The sequence below is a fragment of the Bradyrhizobium oligotrophicum genome (assembly GCF_051168495.1).
Lineage (GTDB): Bacteria > Pseudomonadota > Alphaproteobacteria > Rhizobiales > Xanthobacteraceae > Bradyrhizobium > Bradyrhizobium oligotrophicum_A.
This window is the reverse complement of record NZ_JBNPVB010000003.1, coordinates 191686-210109: the sequence shown is the minus strand read 5'-3', so window position 1 is coordinate 210109 and position 18424 is coordinate 191686. Positions and strand designations below refer to the sequence as shown.

The window sequence follows — 18424 nt, the reverse complement described above, 5'->3', positions numbered from 1 at the left end:
GCTTGCGGCTGCCCCTCACCCCAACTCTCTCCCCGTAGGAACGGGGAGAGGGAGCAGACTACCCGTGTCGCGCCACCGCGCACCTCTCATCGAAGCTCTTTGGGATCACTCCCTTCACTTTCTGCCTACAAGTTGAAATTGAAATCACCGCCCTCTCGCTGTTAGCATCGGCGCAAAGAACAATAGTCAGGAGGGACCGCCGATGACCGCATCCGTCTCGGGACGAACCGATCCCGTGGTGCGCCGCATCACGACGGCCGACATTGCCGAGGCCTTGACGCAAGGCCTGCGCGACTTCCAGGCCCAGCCATTGTTCGGCTTGGCTTTCGGCCTGATCTACGTGCTCGGTGGTATCAGCATCGTGCTGTGCGTCACCGCGTTCGGCATGGTCTACTTGGCCTATCCGCTGGCTGCGGGCTTTGCACTGCTCGGCCCGTTCGTCGCCATCGGCCTCTACGAGGTCAGTCGACGCCGCGAACTGGGCCAGCCAATTTCCTACGGCGCGATCTGGCGCGCCATCGTCTCGCGCGGCGAGATCGGCTGGATGGCATTCGTCACGCTGTTCTTCTTCGTGATCTGGATGTACCAGGTCCGGCTCCTGATCGCGCTGCTGCTCGGGCTCAACGCCTCGTTCTCCAGCATCAAGGAGTTCATGACGGTGGTTCTGACCACCAACGAGGGCCTGCTGTTCCTCGCGCTCGGCAATCTCGACGGCGCGGCGCTGTCGCTGGTGCTGTTCTCGCTAACGGTGGTGTCGTTTCCGCTGCTGCTCGATCGCGACGTCGATTTCGTCACCGCGATGATCACCAGCGTGCGCGCCGTCGTCGCCAGTCCGGGACCGATGATCGGCTGGGCGGCGGTGATAACCGTGCTGCTGATCGTCTCGGCGCTGCCCTACTTCCTCGGTCTGCTTGTCACCGTGCCCGTGCTGGGCCATGCCACCTGGCATCTCTACCGGCGGATCGTGGCACCGGCATGAGTTGAAAGCGCGCCCTCGGATTGGCATGGGCAGCCGGCGGTGGGTCGATCGCTACCGACGAAGGTCCGATGGCGCGCAGGAGCGGCGCCTCTTAGGATAACCTCAAGATGATGCTTGGCTGTCCGGCCGGCGCAATATCAGGGGAAGGATGATGCCAGACAACATTGCGCTGTTTGCCACGATCATCCTGCTGCTGCCGATGTTCTATCTGCTGCTGGCTGCGCCGGCCTTCCTGCTGGTGCGGCTCGACATCGTGCCGGTGACACGGCTGCTGCGCGGCATGTTCGATTCCTATTTCGTGGCGCTGGCCATCGCCGGCGGGATCGGCACGCTCGCCGTCCTGGCCGATGGCCGTCCGCTGCTGGCGCTCGGCATTGCCCTGGTCGCGGCCTTCGCGATGCTGTCGCGGCGCTGGTTCCTGGAGCAGATGGACGCCCGTATCGCCGACCGGGATTCCGGCGATGCCAGCGCGGTGCGCCGACTGCGCTGGCTGCATTGGGGCGGCATGCTCAGCAACGCCGTGCAGGTCGGAGGAGTTCTGGCGTGCATTCCCCAGATCGCGGCGGTATCTTAGACGACGTTCTGGTCACGGCACCTAAATGCCCATCGCCTTCAGCGCGGCGAGCATGCGCGTCGGTGGCGTCATCTTGACTGCGAGCGGCTTGCCGGTCTCGAGCACGCTCTTCAGGCTCGACAGGATCGCCGGCCAACCCGCGCGTCCGCCGGACAGGATGTCGTCCGACAGCGGCCGCTCGTGAGATTCGATCATCGTGAGCCGTACGGCGTCGCCGGCCTGTTCGATCTCGTAGGTGACCAGCGTTCGTCCGAGCGCCTCGACGAGGCCGGGCCAGTTGACGTCCCAGGTGATGGTCAGCCGGTGCGGCGGCTTGCAGACGATGACCTCGCCGCTGATATGCTCGGAGCCGTCGGGCGCGCGCACGATGAAGGTGCCGCCCGGCCGCAAGTCGGCCTCGACGGCGAAGCCGAAGAAGTATTGCCGGCTGAACTCGGCCGAGGTCAGCGCCTGCCAGACCTGCTCCAGGCTCGCGGCGATGTAGATGGTGTAGACGGTCTCCGGCTTGAAGGTGGTGGTGTCGACCGTGCTGTGCGGATCAGTCATCGCCTTCCTCCAATCGCTTCTTCAATTCGCCGAGCGCCGTGAGCTTGCCGCGCTCGAATTTCCTGATCCAGCGCTCCCCGATCTGATGGATCGGCACCGGATTGAGATAGTGCAGCTTCTCGCGGCCATGCCGGATCGTCGCGACCAGATTGGCCGCTTCCAGAATGAGAAGGTGCTTGGTCACGGCCTGTCGCGTCATCGCGAGGCCGTCGCAGAGCTCGGTCAGGGTTTGCCCGTTCCGCGTGTGGAGCCTGTCGAGCAGGGCGCGTCGTGAGCTGTCCGCAAGCGCCTTGAAGACATCATCCATGCTCTCGAGCATAGGCAACCATAAGGTTGCGTGTCAAGCTGGCCGTGTTCCGCTTCTCCGGTGCTGGGCCAGGCTTCCATCGGTCGAAACGTCGTGCATTAGTAAGGGCCTCATTCGCATCGAGGCGCCCCATGTCCCTGCAAGTCTATCTCGCCTTCATCGCCGCCTGCGTGGCGCTGGCGCTGCTGCCCGGACCCGTCGTCACGCTGTTGATCGCCAATGGCCTCCGTCACGGCACCCGCGCCGCGTTGATCAACATCGCCGGGGTGCAGACGGGGCTCGCGATCGCCATCGGCGTCGTTGCCGTCGGCCTGACGTCGCTGATGGCCACGATGGGCTACTGGTTCGAATGGGTGCGCCTGATCGGCGCCGCCTATCTGGTGTGGCTCGGCATCCAGCTCATCCGCTCGCCGATCGAAGGCATTGCTGCGGGCGAGGCGCCGCCTCCACCGCCACGCGGCGGCTTCTTCCTGCAGGGGCTGCTGGTGCTGCTGTCGAACCCGAAGGTGATGGTGTTCTTCGGCGCGTTCCTGCCGCAGTTCATGGACATGACCCAGGATCATCTGCCGCAGGTTGCGTTGCTCGGCGTCACCTTCATGGTGATCGCGGGCCTCACCGACGCCGTCTATGCGCTGCTCGCGGGCCGAGCCCGCAAGATGTTCTCGGCCAGGCGCACCCGGCTGGTGTCGCGCATCTCCGGCGGTTTCATGATCGGCGGCGGTTTGTGGCTGGCGCTGACGCGGTCGCGGTGAACTCCGCGTCCTGTTGTCGGCCTACCTCTCGCCCTGCCGTCGCGGACCGCTATTCCACCAGCCGTGGTCGCGGGCGAAACTCCAGGCCCGCATAGACGTCGTGCAGGCGGAGCGTGACGTTCAGCTTGTCCAGCCGGATGACGGCGTCGAGCCCTTTCAGGACCGCATCCTTCCAGGCGCTGTCCGGCCCCCGTGAATAGAGGTGGACGTTTGGGCTGTCCGTGTCGACGAACAGGATATGATCGAGACACGGCAGCGCTTGATATTCGGCCAGCTTGACGGTCACGTCGAAGCCGCCCGTCGTCGGCGACAGTACCTCGACCAGCAGCGCCGGTTTGTCAGCCACCAGCGAGTCGTCGTCGGGCTTGCCGCAATCGACGCCCAGATCCGGCATGCGGCGGGTCGAGGGGCTGGTGATGACGTAGGTGTCGCCAGTGAAGGTCTGGCACGGACCGCCTCGGGTCTGGGCGTGCAGCGCCGCCGTCAGGTTCACCACGATGGCGTCGTGCCGCCGGCCGGCGCCGGCCATCATGACGACCTCGCCATCGACGAGTTCGTAACGCCCGTCCTGTGTCGTCACCCAGGACAGGAACTGTTCGGGCGTGACCGCCGCCGGATCGACCTTGATGTTCATGCCAGAACGCCTGTTTGGCCGAAGTATAGGCGACGCATCCGGACGGCGGAAGCATGGCTCAGGGCTGTTTCGCCGCCCGCCGATGCCTGCTGCTCCGGGCCTACAGTTCGATCGTGCCCTTCACCACCGGCGCGACGGCACCGCCGATCCAGATCGTCTCGCCGTCCTGGGCCACGTGCACGCGGCCTGAGCGGCCGAGCACGGTGCCCTGTGACGCGACATATTGCTTCGGAGCAATTCCGGCGCCGATCAGCCATTGCGCCAGGCTTGCATTGAGGCTGCCGGTGACGGGATCCTCAGCGCCGCTCCAGGTGAAGGCGCGGACCTCGTAGTCCGCGTCACGTCCATCCTTTGCGGGGTTCCATGGCGCGACGACGCCGACCGGCTGCTGTGACAGCGCCAGCACGTCGAACCTGATGTTCAGAACGTCCTGGCGCGAGTCCAGCAGCACACCGATCCAGCCCGGGCCGTTGTCGATCCACTGCACGGCGCGCATCGCCTTCGGCGCGAGGCCCAGCGCGGCCGCGATCTTCGCCGTGAGTTCGGCATCGACCGCGCCCGAGCGGCGCAGCGGCGGCGCGGCAAAAGCAAGGCGGCCGCCGTCGCGCTTGATGCGCACGAGACCCGCGCCGCATTCCTGCACCACGTGTTCGCCCTTCGGCCGGCCGCCGAGCGCGAGCCAGACGTGAGCCGAACCGAGCGTCGGATGGCCTGCAAAAGGCAGCTCGCGCTGCGGCGTGAAGATGCGCACGCGGTAATCAGCGCCCGGATTCTGGGCACGCGACAGGAAGGTCGTCTCGGACAGATTGGTCCAGTTGGCGATCGCCTGCATCGCGGCATCGTCGAGGCCGTCGGCCTCGGCGATCACCGCGAGCGGATTGCCCTTGAACGGGACCGCGGAGAACACGTCGACCTGATGGAATGGAAGCGCCGGCATCGTTGTGCTCTCCTTGTGAGGGTCTCAGTCGCGCCAGAACGGCTTGTTGGCCTCTTCCTGCACCACCGTCGGATCGAGGCCGCAGTCGCGCATCTGCTCGGCGTCCAGCATCGCCAGTTCGGACCGCCAGAACAGGCGCTGCAGCCAGAGTTGCGGAGCCTGGAGCAAATTGCTCTTTGCATGGGCAACTTGCGGAGTTGCCCAACGCTGCGCCAGGGAATATGCCATGTGTCACCTATTGCTCTTCAATTGCGTCGTTCGAAGAGCAATCGCGCAGGACATATCTCGGTGCAATTGAAACATTGCTCTCGGTGCAATATAGCATGAATGCTTCGTATACGGTCCTGGTGGACGACATTGCCGAGGCCATCGCCAACGGCAAGCTCAAGGCCGGCGACCGCCTGCCGCCGCAGCGCCAGTTCGCCTATGAGCGGGGAATTGCCGCATCCACGGCAGCCCGCGTCTATGCCGAATTGTTGCGCAGGGGTCTCGTCGTCGGCGAGGTCGGGCGCGGCACCTTCGTCGCGGGAGAGGCGGCGCCGGTGCCGTCGTCGTTGCGGCTGGAGCCGTTCGACGGCCGCATCGATCTCGAGTTCAATTTTCCGACACTGCCCGATCAGGCGACCTTGATCGCGAAATCGCTTGCCGTCTGGCATCGGCCCGAGAAGCTCGCGCCGGTGCTGGCGCCGATCACGCAGCGCCGGCTGGTCGAAGCCGGGCGCACCGCCGCGGCGTTCTTTGCGACCGACCGCTGGCGGCCGCGCGCGGAGAATTTCGTCTTCGCCGGCAGCGGGCGGCAGTCGCTGGCGGCAGCGATCTCCGCGCTGGTGCCGGTCGGCGGCCGGCTCGGCGTCGAGGCCGTGACCTATCCGATGATCAAGGGCATCGCGGCACGGCTCGGTGTCACCCTGGTGCCGCTCGCCATGGATGGCGAGGGCATTCGCCCGGATGCGCTGACCAAGGCTCACCGCGCGCATGCGCTGAGCGCGATCTATGTCCAACCGGTGATGCAGAACCCGCTCGGGCTGACGATGAGCGAGGCGCGCCGCGAGGAGATCGTGCGGCTCGTGCGCAAGCACGAACTGATGATCATCGAGGATCTCGTCTATGGCTTTCTCAGCGATCAGGTCTCGCTCGCCGCGCAGGCGGAGGAGCGAGTCGTGATCGTCGACAGCCTCGCCAAACGCCTCGCGCCGGGGATCGCGGTCGGCTTCCTCTATGTGCCTTCGAACCTGCGCGAGAAATTCGCTGCGACGGTACGCACCGGAGCGTGGTCGGTGACGTCGCTCGCGCTCGCCGCCGGCATGGGGCTGCTCGCCGACGGCACCGCGGCCGAGATTACGCGGCGCAAGCGCGCCGATGCCTTGGTGCGCCAGGCGATCGTGGCCGAATGCCTCGCCGGCCATCGCATCGAGGCCGATCCGCGGTCCTACCATGTCTGGCTGCATCTGCCCGAAGGCTGGCGCGCCGAGGCCCTGACGGCCGCGGCGGCGCGCGCCGGGATCGCGATCACGCCGGCGAGCGCCTTTGCGGTGGCACATGGCCACTCACCCAACGCGGTGCGGCTGGCGCTCGGCTTGCCCAGCCACGACGATCTGCGCACGGCGCTGTGGCGGCTGGCCGGCCTGCTGTCGCATCACGACGCCTCGGACATGACGGAGTAGGCGTTCAGGCCAATCCCTTGCCGTGCAGTTCGGCCTCGATCTCGCCGAGGATGCGGATCAGCCGCTCGGCCCAGCGCTGCTGGCCCTCGGGCGCGGCGATCTCGTTCTGCCGGATCTCGATACCCGAATTGATCAGGCCGCGCGCTTCGGCATGGACGGGGATCGTGTAGTCGGTGCCGTCGCCGACCGCGTAGGGCTCGTTGTCGCCGACCACCAGTTCGGGCTCGGCGCGGAATGCGCGCAGCAGCAGCGGCGGCAGCACGCGGTCGTGCTGATACAACGTGCCGACATGCCAGGGCCGGGCGATGCCGGCATAAACCGGCGTGAAGCTGTGCAGCGACACCAGCACCGTCGGCCGCCCCGCGGCCTTGCGCTGATCGAGCACCGCGGTGATCCGGTCGTGATAGGGATCGAAGATCGTGCGGCGCCGGAGCTCGGCGTCCTCCTGCGTCAGGCCCTCGTTGCCGGGAATCGTGGTGCGCTCGCTGATCATCGGGATTGAGTTGGGCGCCCTCGGTGGCCGGTTGCAGTCGATCACCAGGCGCGAATACCTCTGGGCCACCAGATGCGCGCCGAGCGCGCGCGAGACTGCCTCGGCGACGCCGGCAATACCGATGTCCCAGGCGATGTGCCGCTCCAGTTCGCTCTCATCGAGGCCGAGATCGCCGAGCGCACGCGGCAGCAGCCGGCCGTAGTGATCGCAGGTCAACAGGAACGCCGACGTCCCATCGACGTTGTGCTCCAGCACGGGGGGAACTTCGTCGGGCTGAAGGAGTCGTTGAGTGGTGCTCGTGCCGGACGCGGTCATTCTGTCTCTCGTTGCTTCATGAAGCGGCAGACCGATCTGGAATTGAGCACAACGACGAAGGTATGGCCGGCGGGCGTCATGATGGTCGGCCAAACGATGCTGATTCTGACGATCAATCACAAGACAGAACTTCGCAATCGGCCTACGGTCGATGGCAATAACGAGGCTGGCGGGCCGTGCCGCCCGAACGGGGCAAGGGAGCCTTCATGCTGATCAAGGTTGGATTCGAGATCGCCTACGCGGCGCCGGCGGCAACGCCGATGGTGATCATGCTGTCGATCCATCCGTCACGCTTCGCGGACATCATCGGCACCGAGACGATCGCGACCGAGCCGAGAGTGCCGATCAAGTTCTACAACGACAGCTTCGGCAATCTCTGCGGCCGGCTGGTGGCGCCGGCCGGCGGCGTTACCTTCCACGGCAGTGCCGTCGTCCGCGACAGCGGGCGGCCGGATGCGATCGATCCCGGCGCCCAGCAAATGCCGATCGAGCAGCTGCCCGACGAACTGCTGCTGTATCTGATGCCGAGCCGCTATTGCGAGACCGACAAGCTCGCCGAGGTCGCCTGGTCGTTGTTCGGCCAGGTGGCGCCGGGCTGGGCGCGGGTGCAGGCGATCTGCGACTTCGTCCACAACCACGTCACGTTCGGCTATCAGCACGCCCACGCCATGAAATCCGCGCACGACGTCTATGAGCAGCGCGCCGGCGTGTGCCGCGACTTCGCGCATCTCGCTTTGACCTTCTGCCGCTGCATGGGCATCCCGGCGCGCTATTGCACCGGCTATCTCGGCGACATCGGCGTGCCCGCGGATCCCGCGCCGATGGATTTTTCCGGCTGGTTCGAGGCCTATCTCTCCGGCCGCTGGTACACTTTCGATGCCCGCCACAACGTGCCGCGCATCGGTCGTATCCTGATGGCGACGGGCCGCGACGCCGCCGACGTGGCGCTGTCGACGAGCTTCGGCCTGATGACCTTGACCAAATTCCACGTCATCAGCGACGAGATCGTCGCCGCCTGATTCATTCAGTCCGGGCGGGCCGCTTCGCATCGCCGGGGATCACCGCTATAGACGGGCATGACCTCCGATCTGCTCTTCGTCTACGGCACCCTGATGCGCGGCTTCGACCATCCGATGGCGCGGCTGTTGTCGGCCAATGCCGATTTCGTCGCCGAGGCCAGTTGCCGCGGCCGGCTCTACCGCATCCAGCATTATCCCGGCCTGGTGCTGTCCGAGAATGCGGCCGATGTCGTCCATGGCGAGCTGTTCCGGCTGCGTCAGCCCGAGCCGATGCTGCGCGAGTTCGATATGTACGAGGCCTGCGGCGACGGGTTTGCTGCGCCGACCGAATATCTGCGCCGGCGCCTCGGCGTGACGCTTGCCGACGGCTCGGCCCGCGAGGCCTGGACCTATGTCTACAACTGGCCGGTCGATGCGGCCGCCCGGATCGTCTCGGGGCGGTTTCTGGCGCCGTGATGGCCTGTGCAAAGGGCGGATAAACCCGATTGTGTCAGGCAATTGCCGGACTCACCAAGCTTGCCCATATATGCCTACCCGATTGGCACAGGACGACCACCCCGCTCATGGCCCGCTTCACGCCGGAATTCCTCGATGAGCTGCGCGCCCGGCTTCCGGTCTCGGATGTCGTCGGCAAGCGCGTCAAGCTCAAGAAGGCGGGGCGCGAGTGGAAAGGGCTGTCGCCGTTCCAGCAGGAGAAGACGCCGTCCTTCTACGTCAACGACCAGAAGGGATTTTATCACGACTTCTCCTCCGGCAAGCACGGCAACATCTTCGACTTCGTGATGGAGACGGAAGGCTGCAGCTTCCCCGAGGCCGTCGAACGGCTGGCCGGGGTCGCAGGCCTGGCGCTGCCGGCGGTGACGCCGGACGCGGCGCGCCAGGAGCGCCAGCGCAAGACGCTGTATGACGTGATGGAGCTGGCGGCGAAGTTCTTCGCCGACACGCTGGCCTCGCGCCACGGCGCGAGAGCGCGGGGCTATCTCGCCGATCGCGCGATCCTGCCGCAGACGCAGCTCCAGTTCCGCATCGGCTACGCCTCGCCCGAGCGTTTCGCACTCAAGGAATATCTCGGCGCCCAGGGCGTGCCGGTCAACGACATGGTCGAGGCGGGGCTGCTCGTCGCCGGCGACGACATCCCGGTTCCTTACGACCGCTTCCGCGACCGCGTGATGTTTCCCATCACCGACGTCAGGGGCCGCGTCATCGCCTTCGGCGGCCGCGCGCTGCAGAAGGACGTGCCGGCCAAATATCTGAACTCGCCGGAGACCCCGCTCTTCCACAAGGGCGACAACCTCTACAACCTCCCCAGTGCCCGCCAGGCCGCGCATAATGGCGCGCCGATGATCGTGGTCGAGGGCTATGTCGACGTCATCGCGCTGGTCGCCGCCGGCTTTGCAGGCAGCGTGGCGCCGCTCGGCACCGCGCTGACCGAGAGCCAGCTGGCGCTGATCTGGAAGATGGTCGACGAGCCGATCCTGTGCTTCGACGGCGACCGCGCCGGCCAGAAGGCGGCCTGGCGTGCCGCCGACCTCGCGCTGCCGCATCTCAAGCCCGGCAAGAGCCTGCGCTTCGCGCTGCTGCCGGAAGGCCAGGACCCCGACGATCTCGTCCGCACCGGCGGCCGCGGCGCCGTCGAGGAGGTGCTGAAGATCGCAAAGCCGCTGGCCGAGGTGATCTGGACCCGCGAGACCGAGGGCGGCGGCTTCACCACCCCGGAACGCCGCGCGGCGCTGGAGGCGCGGATCGGCCAGCTCACCGGCGGCATCGGCGACGAGGTGGTACGCCGCTACTACAAGCAGGACCTCTCGGACCGGCTGTACCGGGCGTTCGCGCCGGACGGCGGCCGGGGCTTCGGCCGCGGCTTTGGTGCCGAATCAGGCCGGCGGTTTCCGCCCCGCGGTCCCGGTTCCGGCCAACCGGGGCGGTTATCCACAGGCGGCGGCCGCCGCGGCGGCCCGTCATCCACAGGCCCGGCGATGGCCCGCGGACCCTACCAGGCGGCGAGCCCGCAGCTCGCCATGAGCCCGATCATGCGCGGCCAGCGCTCGGCGATCTCGCGCCGCGAGGCGCTGATCCTGCAGTGCCTGATCAACCACCCCTGGCTGCTGCACGATCACCTCGAGGAGGTCGCAGCGCTCGAGCTCGCCCATCCCGAGGCGCACAAGCTGCGCGCCGCCATCATCGCCGCCTTCGCCCACGACCACCACCATTCGCCGGACCCGGACGAGCAGGCCGAGAAGATGCGGGCCGATCTGGAGAAGTCCGGCTTTTCCGAGATTCTTCAACGGGTTGAGCGGGCGATCACGACCGCGGCGGTGTGGGCGGCGAAGTCGGGGGCGGCGCGCGATGACGTTCTTGCGACATGGCATCAGCTCGTTGCCTTGCATCGGCAATGGCACTCCTTACTTAGGGAATTGAAGGATGCCGAGTTGGCGCTGGGCGAGGAGCCGAGCGAGTCCAATATGGGCTGGTTGCGGGACGTGAAGGCCAGAATGGCCGAGATGGATGGCACCGAGGCGCTGATCGAAGGCTTCGGGGAACTGTCCGGACGCAGCAACCGAAACGTGTAGACCGCAGGGCGCGCGGCGCCGTCGTCGACCGAGCACATTTCGACCCCGACCGTCCACGCCGGTTCCGGGCCACGCGAAAAGACTCGCCAAATCCATGGTTTGGCTGCAAAAACAGGGTTAATCGAAGTTTAAGAGGTCCGGGGCATTTTCTGCAGCAGATGGGTTGGTTTCGCTGTCGGACACCGCGCCGGTTTCGGGCGCCGGATTCGATTTGCCAAACCGGTATCGGTTTTGCAAGAAACGCGCGCCGGTCCGGATACGGGACGACACCAGCGACAGACCTTATGGGGTGGCGATGTCAGATGCGCCGCCCTTTCCGCGTCGAGAACAGTTTGAGTAGAGCAGGCGGGCGCCGCGATGCCAAGGGCCATGATGCCACGGGCGAAGCGGGCGCGTTTCGGGAGCAATGAATGGCCACGAAGGCAAAGACGCTGCAGGTGAAAGACAAGGAAAAGGACGACAAGGCGGCCGACGCTCCCGAGAAGGACGCCGCCGATGCGCCTTCGCCGTTGCTCGACCTGTCCGACGCCGCCGTCAAGAAGATGATCAAGCAGGCCAAGAAGCGCGGCTTCGTGACCTTCGATCAGCTCAACGAAGTGCTGCCGTCCGACACCACCTCGCCGGAACAGATCGAAGACATCATGTCGATGCTCTCCGACATGGGCATCAACGTGACCGAGGCCGAGGAGGCCGACGAGTCCGAGGAGAAGGACGACGGCGAGGACGAGACCGACAACGAGCTCGTCGAGATCACCCAGAAGGCCGTCACCGAGGTCAAGAAGTCCGAGCCCGGCGAGCGCACCGACGATCCCGTGCGCATGTATCTGCGCGAGATGGGCACCGTCGAACTGCTCTCGCGCGAGGGCGAGATCGCAATCGCCAAGCGCATCGAGGCCGGCCGCGAGGCGATGATCGCAGGGCTGTGCGAAAGCCCGCTGACCTTCCAGGCCATCATCATCTGGCGCGACGAGCTCAACGAAGGCAAGATCTTCCTTCGCGACATCATCGATCTCGAAGCCACCTATGCCGGCCCTGAGTCCAAGGGCGGCATGAACCCGCAGATCGCCGCGCCCGCGGCGGGTGAGGGCGAGGCCACCGAGGGCGGCGGCGTCCAGGCCGCGGTCGCGCCGCCGGCCGCCCCGCAGCAGCCGACCCCGTTCCGGGCCGCGCCGAACGGCGGCGCGCCCGCCGAGGAGAAGGATCCCGGCGAGGCGGCGGCCGAAGCCGACATGGACGACGACGAGTTCGAGAACCAGATGTCGCTCGCCGCCATCGAGGCCGAGCTGAAGCCGAAGGTGGTCGAGACCTTCGACAAGATCGCATCCGAGTACAAGAAGCTGCGCCGCCTGCAGGAGCAGGACATCGCCAACCAGCTGCAGAGCGAGTCGCTGTCGCCCTCGCAGGAACGCAAGTACAAGAAGCTCAAGGACGAGATCATCGTCGAGGTGAAGTCGCTGCGCCTCAACCAAGCCCGCATCGACAGTCTCGTCGAGCAGCTCTACGACATCAACAAGAAGCTGGTCTCGTTCGAGAGCCGGCTGATGCGGCTTGCGGACAGCCACGGCGTCGCGCGCGAAGACTTCCTGCGCAACTACCAGGGCTCGGAGCTCGATCCGCGCTGGCTCAACCGCGTCTCCAAGCTGTCGGCCAAGGGCTGGAAGAACTTCGTCCATTACGAGAAGGACCGCATCAAGGACCTGCGCCAGGAGGTGCAGTCGCTGGCTGCGCTGACCGGTCTCGAGATCGGCGAATTCCGCAAGATCGTGCACTCGGTGCAGAAGGGCGAGCGCGAGGCCCGTCAGGCCAAGAAGGAGATGGTGGAAGCCAACCTCCGTCTCGTGATCTCGATCGCCAAGAAGTACACCAACCGCGGCCTGCAGTTCCTCGACCTGATCCAGGAAGGCAACATCGGCCTGATGAAGGCCGTCGACAAGTTCGAGTACCGCCGCGGCTACAAGTTCTCGACCTACGCCACCTGGTGGATCCGGCAGGCGATCACCCGCAGCATTGCGGACCAGGCCCGCACCATCCGCATCCCCGTGCACATGATCGAGACGATCAACAAGATCGTCCGCACCTCGCGCCAGATGCTGAACGAGATCGGCCGCGAGCCGACCCCGGAGGAGCTCGCCGAAAAGCTCGGCATGCCCCTGGAGAAGGTCCGCAAGGTCCTCAAGATTGCGAAAGAGCCGCTGTCGCTCGAAACCCCCGTCGGTGACGAGGAGGACAGCCATCTCGGCGACTTCATCGAGGACAAGAACGCCATCCTCCCGATCGACGCCGCCATCCAGTCCAACCTCCGCGAAACCACGACGCGCGTGCTCGCCTCGCTGACCCCGCGCGAAGAACGCGTCCTCCGCATGCGCTTCGGCATCGGCATGAACACGGATCATACACTGGAGGAAGTCGGCCAGCAGTTCTCGGTGACGCGCGAACGTATCCGCCAGATCGAGGCGAAGGCGCTGCGGAAGCTGAAGCATCCGAGCCGGTCGCGGAAGCTGCGGAGCTTCTTGGATAATTGATTGACGTTCGATCTTTGTCGTCATTGCCGGGCTTGACCCGGCAATCTATCGAGACATCAAAGGCGGGCCGAAAGGCCCGCCGTTTTTGTTCCGATCTGCTTATGGGAAAATCGACCTAGTGGGACTTCTTCCGAATTTGTGGGGAAGGTTGGAATTGCAGCTTTGCTGCGCTGCTAATCGTTGCGTGAGGCGACAGGGCTGTTCTACTGTTCGTTGTGATCGGAGGGCGCCATGTACCTTGAAAGCATCGTTGTTGAAAATTATCGGAGTATCTCGAAAGTAGAACTCAATCCTTGTCGAGATTTCAACGTGCTCATCGGGAGGAATAATTCCGGAAAGTCAAATATCCTGACTTCGATAGAAGTCTTTTTTCAAGTCGCGAGTCCTGAAGTAATTAGTCGTCTACCATCTCTTGGTGAGGAGATAGATTTTTTTCAGAAGGATACTAATAGGCCTATAGGCATCGAAGCAACTTTCAGAATCTCAGATGAAGAACGAAAAAGGTTGTTGGCAGATATATTCGAAGAGAAGCCTCAAGTTCGTAATCTTCTGGATGATGTTGGGCCTGAGGCTCGAATTGTTGTGGCGGTTTCTATTTTGTCGCCCCCAAGAGGTTATGCCTATGTTCGTAATATGTCTCTGCTCAAGGCTGAGGGGAGCGAAGCGAGGCAGCTATTCGAGATTGATAAGAGAGCTTCAAAAGAACTCTACGACAATTTCATTGCCGCTCAACGATCAGACCGTGTGAAATCTGTTCTGGCGGATTTTCTTTTGCGGTTTGATCGGGATGATTTTTCAACTCTTAAGAGCCGCCAGGAGCGATCGGACTTTAACCTGTTCCTTCGCAGGCGCTTCGATTTCCAAGATCGCGACCTGATGTCGCGGATCAGCGTTTTGTTAAACGACGCGGATACCTACGAGAAATTTGCTTTTGCTGTGCGAGAAATTCTAAAGGCCGAAGAAGCCAGCGGGGTGGACTGGCATCTAAAGGAGATATCTGCTCCAATAGAAACGTTTTCAGGCGCAGAACATACAGTCCCTGCGTATGTTAGAAATTTTCTCGGGCGACTAAATCGGACAAAAATCCTTCATTTTAAGGAGCGGCGAGTACCGATCGGTTCCGCAGAAGCGAAGCGACTCCTTTCACTTAAAGTGAGACGGGGAGGGACAGAGATCCTGTCCGGGATTCAATCGAGCGTAAATGAACTTCTTGGTGTCGATGTTGACGCCTTTGAAGGGGTGGCGTCTCCTGACGGAAGCTCGTCGGCTGAGTTGGATGTTGATAACTTTCTCGTTCAGGCAAATGGATCAGGAATCCGAGAGGCTCTCCGCCTCATCTTAGATACCGAATTTGAAAAACCTCAGATCTTGTTGGTGGAGGAGCCTGAGATACATTTGCATCCTGCTCTAGAGACAAGCGTTATGAGTTATCTGCGCAAGGTATCGCAAAGCCAAGCTCAGGTTTTCATAACCACTCATTCGACGAATTTTCTCGATACAGGGAATTTTCAGAACGTTTTTCTGGTCTCAAAGGGCAATTCTACAGATATCTCTCCTCTAAGTCTTCTCGAGGCCGAAGAACGATTGCCGAGCGAACTCGGAATTCGCCTCAGTTCTCTGTTCATGTATGATCAGATTGTCTTTGTAGAGGGGCCGAGCGATGAGCAGGTGATCCGTGAATTGGCCAGGATACTAGATATAAACCTAGGTCAGCTCAATGTCGGCTTTATCCAAATGCGCGGCGTTCGAAACATCAGTCATTACGCTGCAGCGGAAGTCGTCAGCTTCTTGACGAAGCGAAGAGTAAAGTTGTGGTTTCTTGTCGACTCGGACGAGTCTGGAAACGTGCATTTTCTTCGGCTTAAAGACGATTTCGGAGATAAGGCGCGAGTGCATGTGCTTAGGCGCCGTGAACTGGAAAATTATCTCCTTTCCCCGACTGCTAATGTGTCTCATATCTTAGGTCGTTTGCGTTTCGTCGATGATCCACATTGTTCGAAACCATCCGTCGTTGAATTCTCGACCAAAATTGAAGAGTGCGCTGATAAGCTTAAGCATCTAGCTATTTGGAAGCGAGTTGTGGCAAGTACACGCAAGCCATTTTATCCGTATGGGGATCTCAAGGCCGTTCCGAAAGCTATCGATGAAATGAAGACCGTTTGTCGCGAGGCTTATACAAAGCTCAAAGATGATATGGCTGCGGCAGCTGATCAAATTGAGGCATCTTGTGATGCGGCGGCTCTAGAGATCGACCAGAAGTGGTCCGAGCAGAAATTGGATATAGTCCCTGGATCGGCATTGCTAGACGAGATCTACAAATCATATGGATTGCGGTTCGATAAAATGAGGGATGGTGTAGCTATCGCAAGCTATATGCAAAGGGACGATATCGATCGGGAGCTGAAGGAGTTTCTGATGCAGCTAGCATCAAGAATGTGAATAGGATAGGGTCGCAGTGACGGTGCACTAATCTTTCGCGGCGAAGGGCCGCGTCGAGGTGTCACGGTCGGCCGACGGCGTCTTGTGCGCAAATGTCCGTGTCCTTGCCGCAAGAGGCCGAACTTTGCGCAGGCGGCGGTGGGAGATCAACTGCTAGGAATTGGCGTCTCACCGGACGCCTATTCCCATGCACGACGACGAGTTTTCATCGGCCGTAGCGCACGACAGCGCCGCCGCAATCTGGGCGCCGTTGCGACCCTTTATCGCGGTCGAAGCGCGGCTAGCGCAGGCCGCGGCGCAGAAGCGCTGGACCGCCTTCCTCTACGAATTCCTCCGCTTCGGCGTAAAGCAGGCGTGGGCCTGCCTGTTCGGTGGCATCGCGGTGGCGTTGATGCTCGCGACATGGCGGTTCTATCCGGCGCATGCGCCGCTCGCGCGCTACGACTTTCTCTTCCTCTGCATGCTCGGCGTCCAGGCCGCGCTGCTCGCTGCGCGTCTGGAGACATTTGAAGAGGCGAAGGTCATCCTGATCTATCATCTCGTCGGCACAGCGATGGAGCTGTTCAAGACCGCGACCGGCTCGTGGATCTATCCCGAGCCGAGTCTGATCCGGATCGGCGGCGTGCCGCTGTTCTCCGGCTTCATGTATTCCTGCATCGGCAGCTATCTCTGCCGGGTCTGGCGGCTGTTCGACTTCCGCTTCACCGGCCATCCGTCGCGGCGCTGGCTGATCGGCTTGAGCGCTGCGATCTATCTCAACTTCTTCGCCGACCATTACGGGCTCGATCTGAGGCTCGTGCTGTTCGGCTGGGCCGCGCTGCTGTTCGCGCCCGCGACCGTGCACTTCAAGGTCTGGCGCGTGCACCGGTCGATGCCGCTGCTGCTCGGGCTGGTCCTGGTGTCGCTGTTCATCTGGCTGTCGGAGAATATCGGCACCTTCACCCGGGTCTGGCTCTATCCGCAGCAGGCCCATGGCTGGGCCATGGTGTCGCCGGCCAAGCTCGGCTCGTGGTTTCTGCTGCTGATCATCAGCTACACGCTGGTCAGCCTGATCAACCGGCCGAGGGCGATGGAGCCGGGTAGGGCGGCCGCGCCGCCTGGTGCCGAACCGAGATTACGGTGACAGTGCACTAATCTCTCACGCGAAAAAGGGAGCCGAGGCGTTGCGGTTGGCCGACAAGACGTCTAGTCCGCAAATCTCCGCCCGTTGTCGCAACAGGTCGAACTTGCGCCGACCGTGTTGGGCAATGGGCCGGTAGGAATTCGGGTCTCGTCAGTCGATCCGGGGGCGCAATGCAGCTTATTCCGAAGGCCGCATTGCTTGTTGTCATCTCATTTGTTCATGATATGTTCTTTGCGTGAAGCATGCAATCACCCTGTTGACAGATGTTAACGGTCTCATATCTAACCTGATGCAGGTTCGGCCGTGGCTGATCGACCAAGGCATCCGAAGAAGGACGTCGAGGACGTACTTCGATATTGCGACGATCTTGGCTGGACGTTTCGCAAGATGGGTCATTGGGGCTGGATGTACTGTCCTCATCCTGATCACGCCGATCGTTGCCACGTCGTCGTCAATGGGACGCCGAAGAACGCCGGCAACCATGCGAGGCAGATCAGGAGGGCGGCCGATCGCTGTCCCCACCGGCAGAAGGAGGAGGGCGATGAAGACGTTTGAGTTCAGCATCATTGCCTCGGGCGTAGATCCCGATGCGGACGATTTCGGCGACCGCTTCTACGCGGCTGGCTGCGACGATGCGCTCGTGGCCTATCAGAAAGGTCACGTCATCGTCGATTTCGCCCGCGAGGCCGCCTCGATCGACGAGGCCGTCGCGTCGGCCATCGACGACGTCCGGGCGGCCGGTGCCGTGATCGACCGCATCGAGCCCGATCCGCTCGTCAGCCTCGCCGACATCGCCGCGCGCACCGGGCTGACCCGTGCGGCCATCACCAACTACTTCAAGGGGAGCCGCGGGCGACATTTTCCGGCACCAGTGGCGAAGGTCACGTCAGACAGTCCGTTATGGGATTGGGCCGACGTCGCGCATTGGATGGCATCCAATGCGAAGGTCCCCATGGAGCTGTCGGTCGAGGCGAGCGTTCTGAAGGAAGCCAACGCGGCGGTTGGTGTGGGCGAGAAGCATCTCGCCGACAGGCTGAAGCGACGGGCGATGCAAGCGGCGCAGGCGTTGAAGGTCGCTTAGTCCGCGCCGATGTTGCTGCCGTAGGGCGGGCAAAGGCGCTGGCACGGTGGTCAGGCTGGGGACGGTGTCGCGCGCCGTGCCCACCGCGTTTCGCGGCAGGCGGCTGATGGTGGGCACGGCGCGGGAGATTGTCTTCGTTACGGAAGCAGCTCGGCGCGCCTTTGCCCACCCTACGGCAGCGCGGCTGAGCTACTTCTTCTTCGCGCCGACGCGTTCCAGCGACTTGATCTGAAGCGGCGGACGGCCGGACTTTTCGGCGATGTCGCGGTCCTGCTCCATGATGAAGCCCTTGGCCGGCTCGTCGCCGTCGAGGCCGCCGAGCAGTTCCGCCGGGACGCGGCGGTTGGAGCGCTGCGAGCCGTCCTCATAGGTCACGTTGAAGAAGGCGAATTCGCCTTTGGGATTGGAGCCGGGTTTTTTCGCCATGGGGGCGCTTTACGGCGGCGGGACTGGTCCGGTCAATGCCAGA

At 63.2% G+C, this 18424-nt stretch carries 18 protein-coding genes; 11 read left to right on the top strand and 7 right to left on the bottom strand.

Going from position 1 to position 18424, the window contains the following annotated elements; genetic code table 11:
* The first annotated feature begins 202 nt into the window (after nucleotides 1–202).
* Together ACQR1B_RS07670 and ACQR1B_RS07665 are read left to right on the top strand one after the other, a co-directional pair.
* On the top strand, nucleotides 203–979 hold the full coding sequence (locus ACQR1B_RS07670; protein ID WP_434832012.1) for a DUF2189 domain-containing protein: 777 nt from the start codon (nucleotides 203–205) through the stop codon (nucleotides 977–979).
* Between the two features lie 151 nt (nucleotides 980–1130).
* Nucleotides 1131–1553, top strand: coding sequence for a hypothetical protein (locus tag ACQR1B_RS07665; RefSeq protein WP_434832011.1), 423 nt, complete (start codon nucleotides 1131–1133; stop codon nucleotides 1551–1553).
* Nucleotides 1554–1574: 21 nt separating this feature from the next.
* Here ACQR1B_RS07665 and ACQR1B_RS07660 read toward each other — a convergent pair whose 3' ends face one another.
* Nucleotides 1575–2099 carry an SRPBCC family protein gene (locus ACQR1B_RS07660; protein WP_434832010.1) on the bottom strand — a complete coding sequence of 175 codons (525 nt, stop codon included), beginning with the start codon at nucleotides 2097–2099 and terminating at the stop codon, nucleotides 1575–1577.
* Entirely contained in the window at nucleotides 2092–2406 is a 315-nt protein-coding gene (locus tag ACQR1B_RS07655) for an ArsR/SmtB family transcription factor (RefSeq protein ID WP_434832009.1), read from the bottom strand. Before ACQR1B_RS07655 ends, ACQR1B_RS07660 begins: the two co-directional genes overlap by 8 nt.
* Nucleotides 2407–2537: 131 nt before the next feature.
* On the opposite strand from ACQR1B_RS07655, the gene ACQR1B_RS07650 reads away from it, so the two are divergent.
* A complete protein-coding gene (locus ACQR1B_RS07650) occupies nucleotides 2538–3158 on the top strand; it encodes a LysE family translocator (RefSeq protein ID WP_434832008.1) in 621 nt (206 codons plus the stop codon).
* A gap of 49 nt (nucleotides 3159–3207) precedes the next feature.
* On the opposite strand, the gene ACQR1B_RS07645 is transcribed toward ACQR1B_RS07650, so the two are convergent.
* The 3 genes from ACQR1B_RS07645 to ACQR1B_RS07635 all read right to left on the bottom strand — a co-directional run bounded on the left by ACQR1B_RS07645 (nucleotide 3208) and on the right by ACQR1B_RS07635 (nucleotide 4897).
* On the bottom strand, nucleotides 3208–3792 hold the full coding sequence (locus ACQR1B_RS07645) for a Uma2 family endonuclease (RefSeq protein WP_434832007.1): 585 nt from the start codon (nucleotides 3790–3792) through the stop codon (nucleotides 3208–3210).
* A 100-nt stretch (nucleotides 3793–3892) separates the two neighbouring features.
* Nucleotides 3893–4729, bottom strand: a complete 837-nt coding sequence (locus ACQR1B_RS07640; RefSeq protein WP_434832006.1) for a PhzF family phenazine biosynthesis protein — start codon at nucleotides 4727–4729, stop codon at nucleotides 3893–3895.
* 24 nt (nucleotides 4730–4753) lie between these two features.
* A complete protein-coding gene (locus ACQR1B_RS07635; protein WP_434832005.1) occupies nucleotides 4754–4897 on the bottom strand; it encodes a hypothetical protein in 144 nt (47 codons plus the stop codon).
* Between the two features lie 155 nt (nucleotides 4898–5052).
* On the opposite strand from ACQR1B_RS07635, the gene ACQR1B_RS07630 reads away from it, so the two are divergent.
* The gene (locus tag ACQR1B_RS07630) at nucleotides 5053–6393 is read left to right on the top strand and encodes a PLP-dependent aminotransferase family protein (RefSeq protein WP_434832004.1); all 1341 of its coding nucleotides are present in this window, start codon (nucleotides 5053–5055) and stop codon (nucleotides 6391–6393) included.
* 4 nt (nucleotides 6394–6397) lie between these two features.
* On the opposite strand, the gene ACQR1B_RS07625 is transcribed toward ACQR1B_RS07630, so the two are convergent.
* Nucleotides 6398–7201 carry an N-formylglutamate amidohydrolase gene (locus ACQR1B_RS07625; RefSeq protein WP_434832003.1) on the bottom strand — a complete coding sequence of 268 codons (804 nt, stop codon included), beginning with the start codon at nucleotides 7199–7201 and terminating at the stop codon, nucleotides 6398–6400.
* Nucleotides 7202–7407: 206 nt separating this feature from the next.
* Between ACQR1B_RS07625 and ACQR1B_RS07620 the strand changes: the two genes are divergently transcribed.
* From ACQR1B_RS07620 to ACQR1B_RS07590, 7 genes are all read left to right on the top strand, one after another.
* Nucleotides 7408–8220 (top strand): transglutaminase-like domain-containing protein, encoded by an 813-nt coding sequence (locus ACQR1B_RS07620; protein WP_434832002.1) that lies wholly within the window; start codon nucleotides 7408–7410, stop codon nucleotides 8218–8220.
* A gap of 57 nt (nucleotides 8221–8277) precedes the next feature.
* Nucleotides 8278–8676 (top strand): gamma-glutamylcyclotransferase family protein, encoded by a 399-nt coding sequence (locus tag ACQR1B_RS07615; protein ID WP_434832001.1) that lies wholly within the window; start codon nucleotides 8278–8280, stop codon nucleotides 8674–8676.
* A gap of 107 nt (nucleotides 8677–8783) precedes the next feature.
* Complete coding sequence (gene dnaG / locus ACQR1B_RS07610; protein WP_434832312.1) at nucleotides 8784–10790, top strand: DNA primase; 2007 nt, start codon at nucleotides 8784–8786, stop codon at nucleotides 10788–10790.
* Nucleotides 10791–11200: 410 nt separating this feature from the next.
* Nucleotides 11201–13312 carry an RNA polymerase sigma factor RpoD gene (rpoD, locus tag ACQR1B_RS07605; protein ID WP_434832000.1) on the top strand — a complete coding sequence of 704 codons (2112 nt, stop codon included), beginning with the start codon at nucleotides 11201–11203 and terminating at the stop codon, nucleotides 13310–13312.
* Nucleotides 13313–13543: 231 nt separating this feature from the next.
* Nucleotides 13544–15751, top strand: coding sequence for an ATP-dependent nuclease (locus ACQR1B_RS07600; RefSeq protein ID WP_434831999.1), 2208 nt, complete (start codon nucleotides 13544–13546; stop codon nucleotides 15749–15751).
* A gap of 187 nt (nucleotides 15752–15938) precedes the next feature.
* On the top strand, nucleotides 15939–16874 hold the full coding sequence (locus tag ACQR1B_RS07595) for a DUF817 domain-containing protein (RefSeq protein ID WP_434831998.1): 936 nt from the start codon (nucleotides 15939–15941) through the stop codon (nucleotides 16872–16874).
* A gap of 541 nt (nucleotides 16875–17415) precedes the next feature.
* On the top strand, nucleotides 17416–17955 hold the full coding sequence (locus ACQR1B_RS07590; protein WP_434831997.1) for a helix-turn-helix transcriptional regulator: 540 nt from the start codon (nucleotides 17416–17418) through the stop codon (nucleotides 17953–17955).
* A gap of 189 nt (nucleotides 17956–18144) precedes the next feature.
* On the opposite strand, the gene ACQR1B_RS07585 is transcribed toward ACQR1B_RS07590, so the two are convergent.
* Complete coding sequence (locus tag ACQR1B_RS07585; RefSeq protein WP_284420218.1) at nucleotides 18145–18381, bottom strand: hypothetical protein; 237 nt, start codon at nucleotides 18379–18381, stop codon at nucleotides 18145–18147.
* Nucleotides 18382–18424 lie beyond the last annotated feature (43 nt).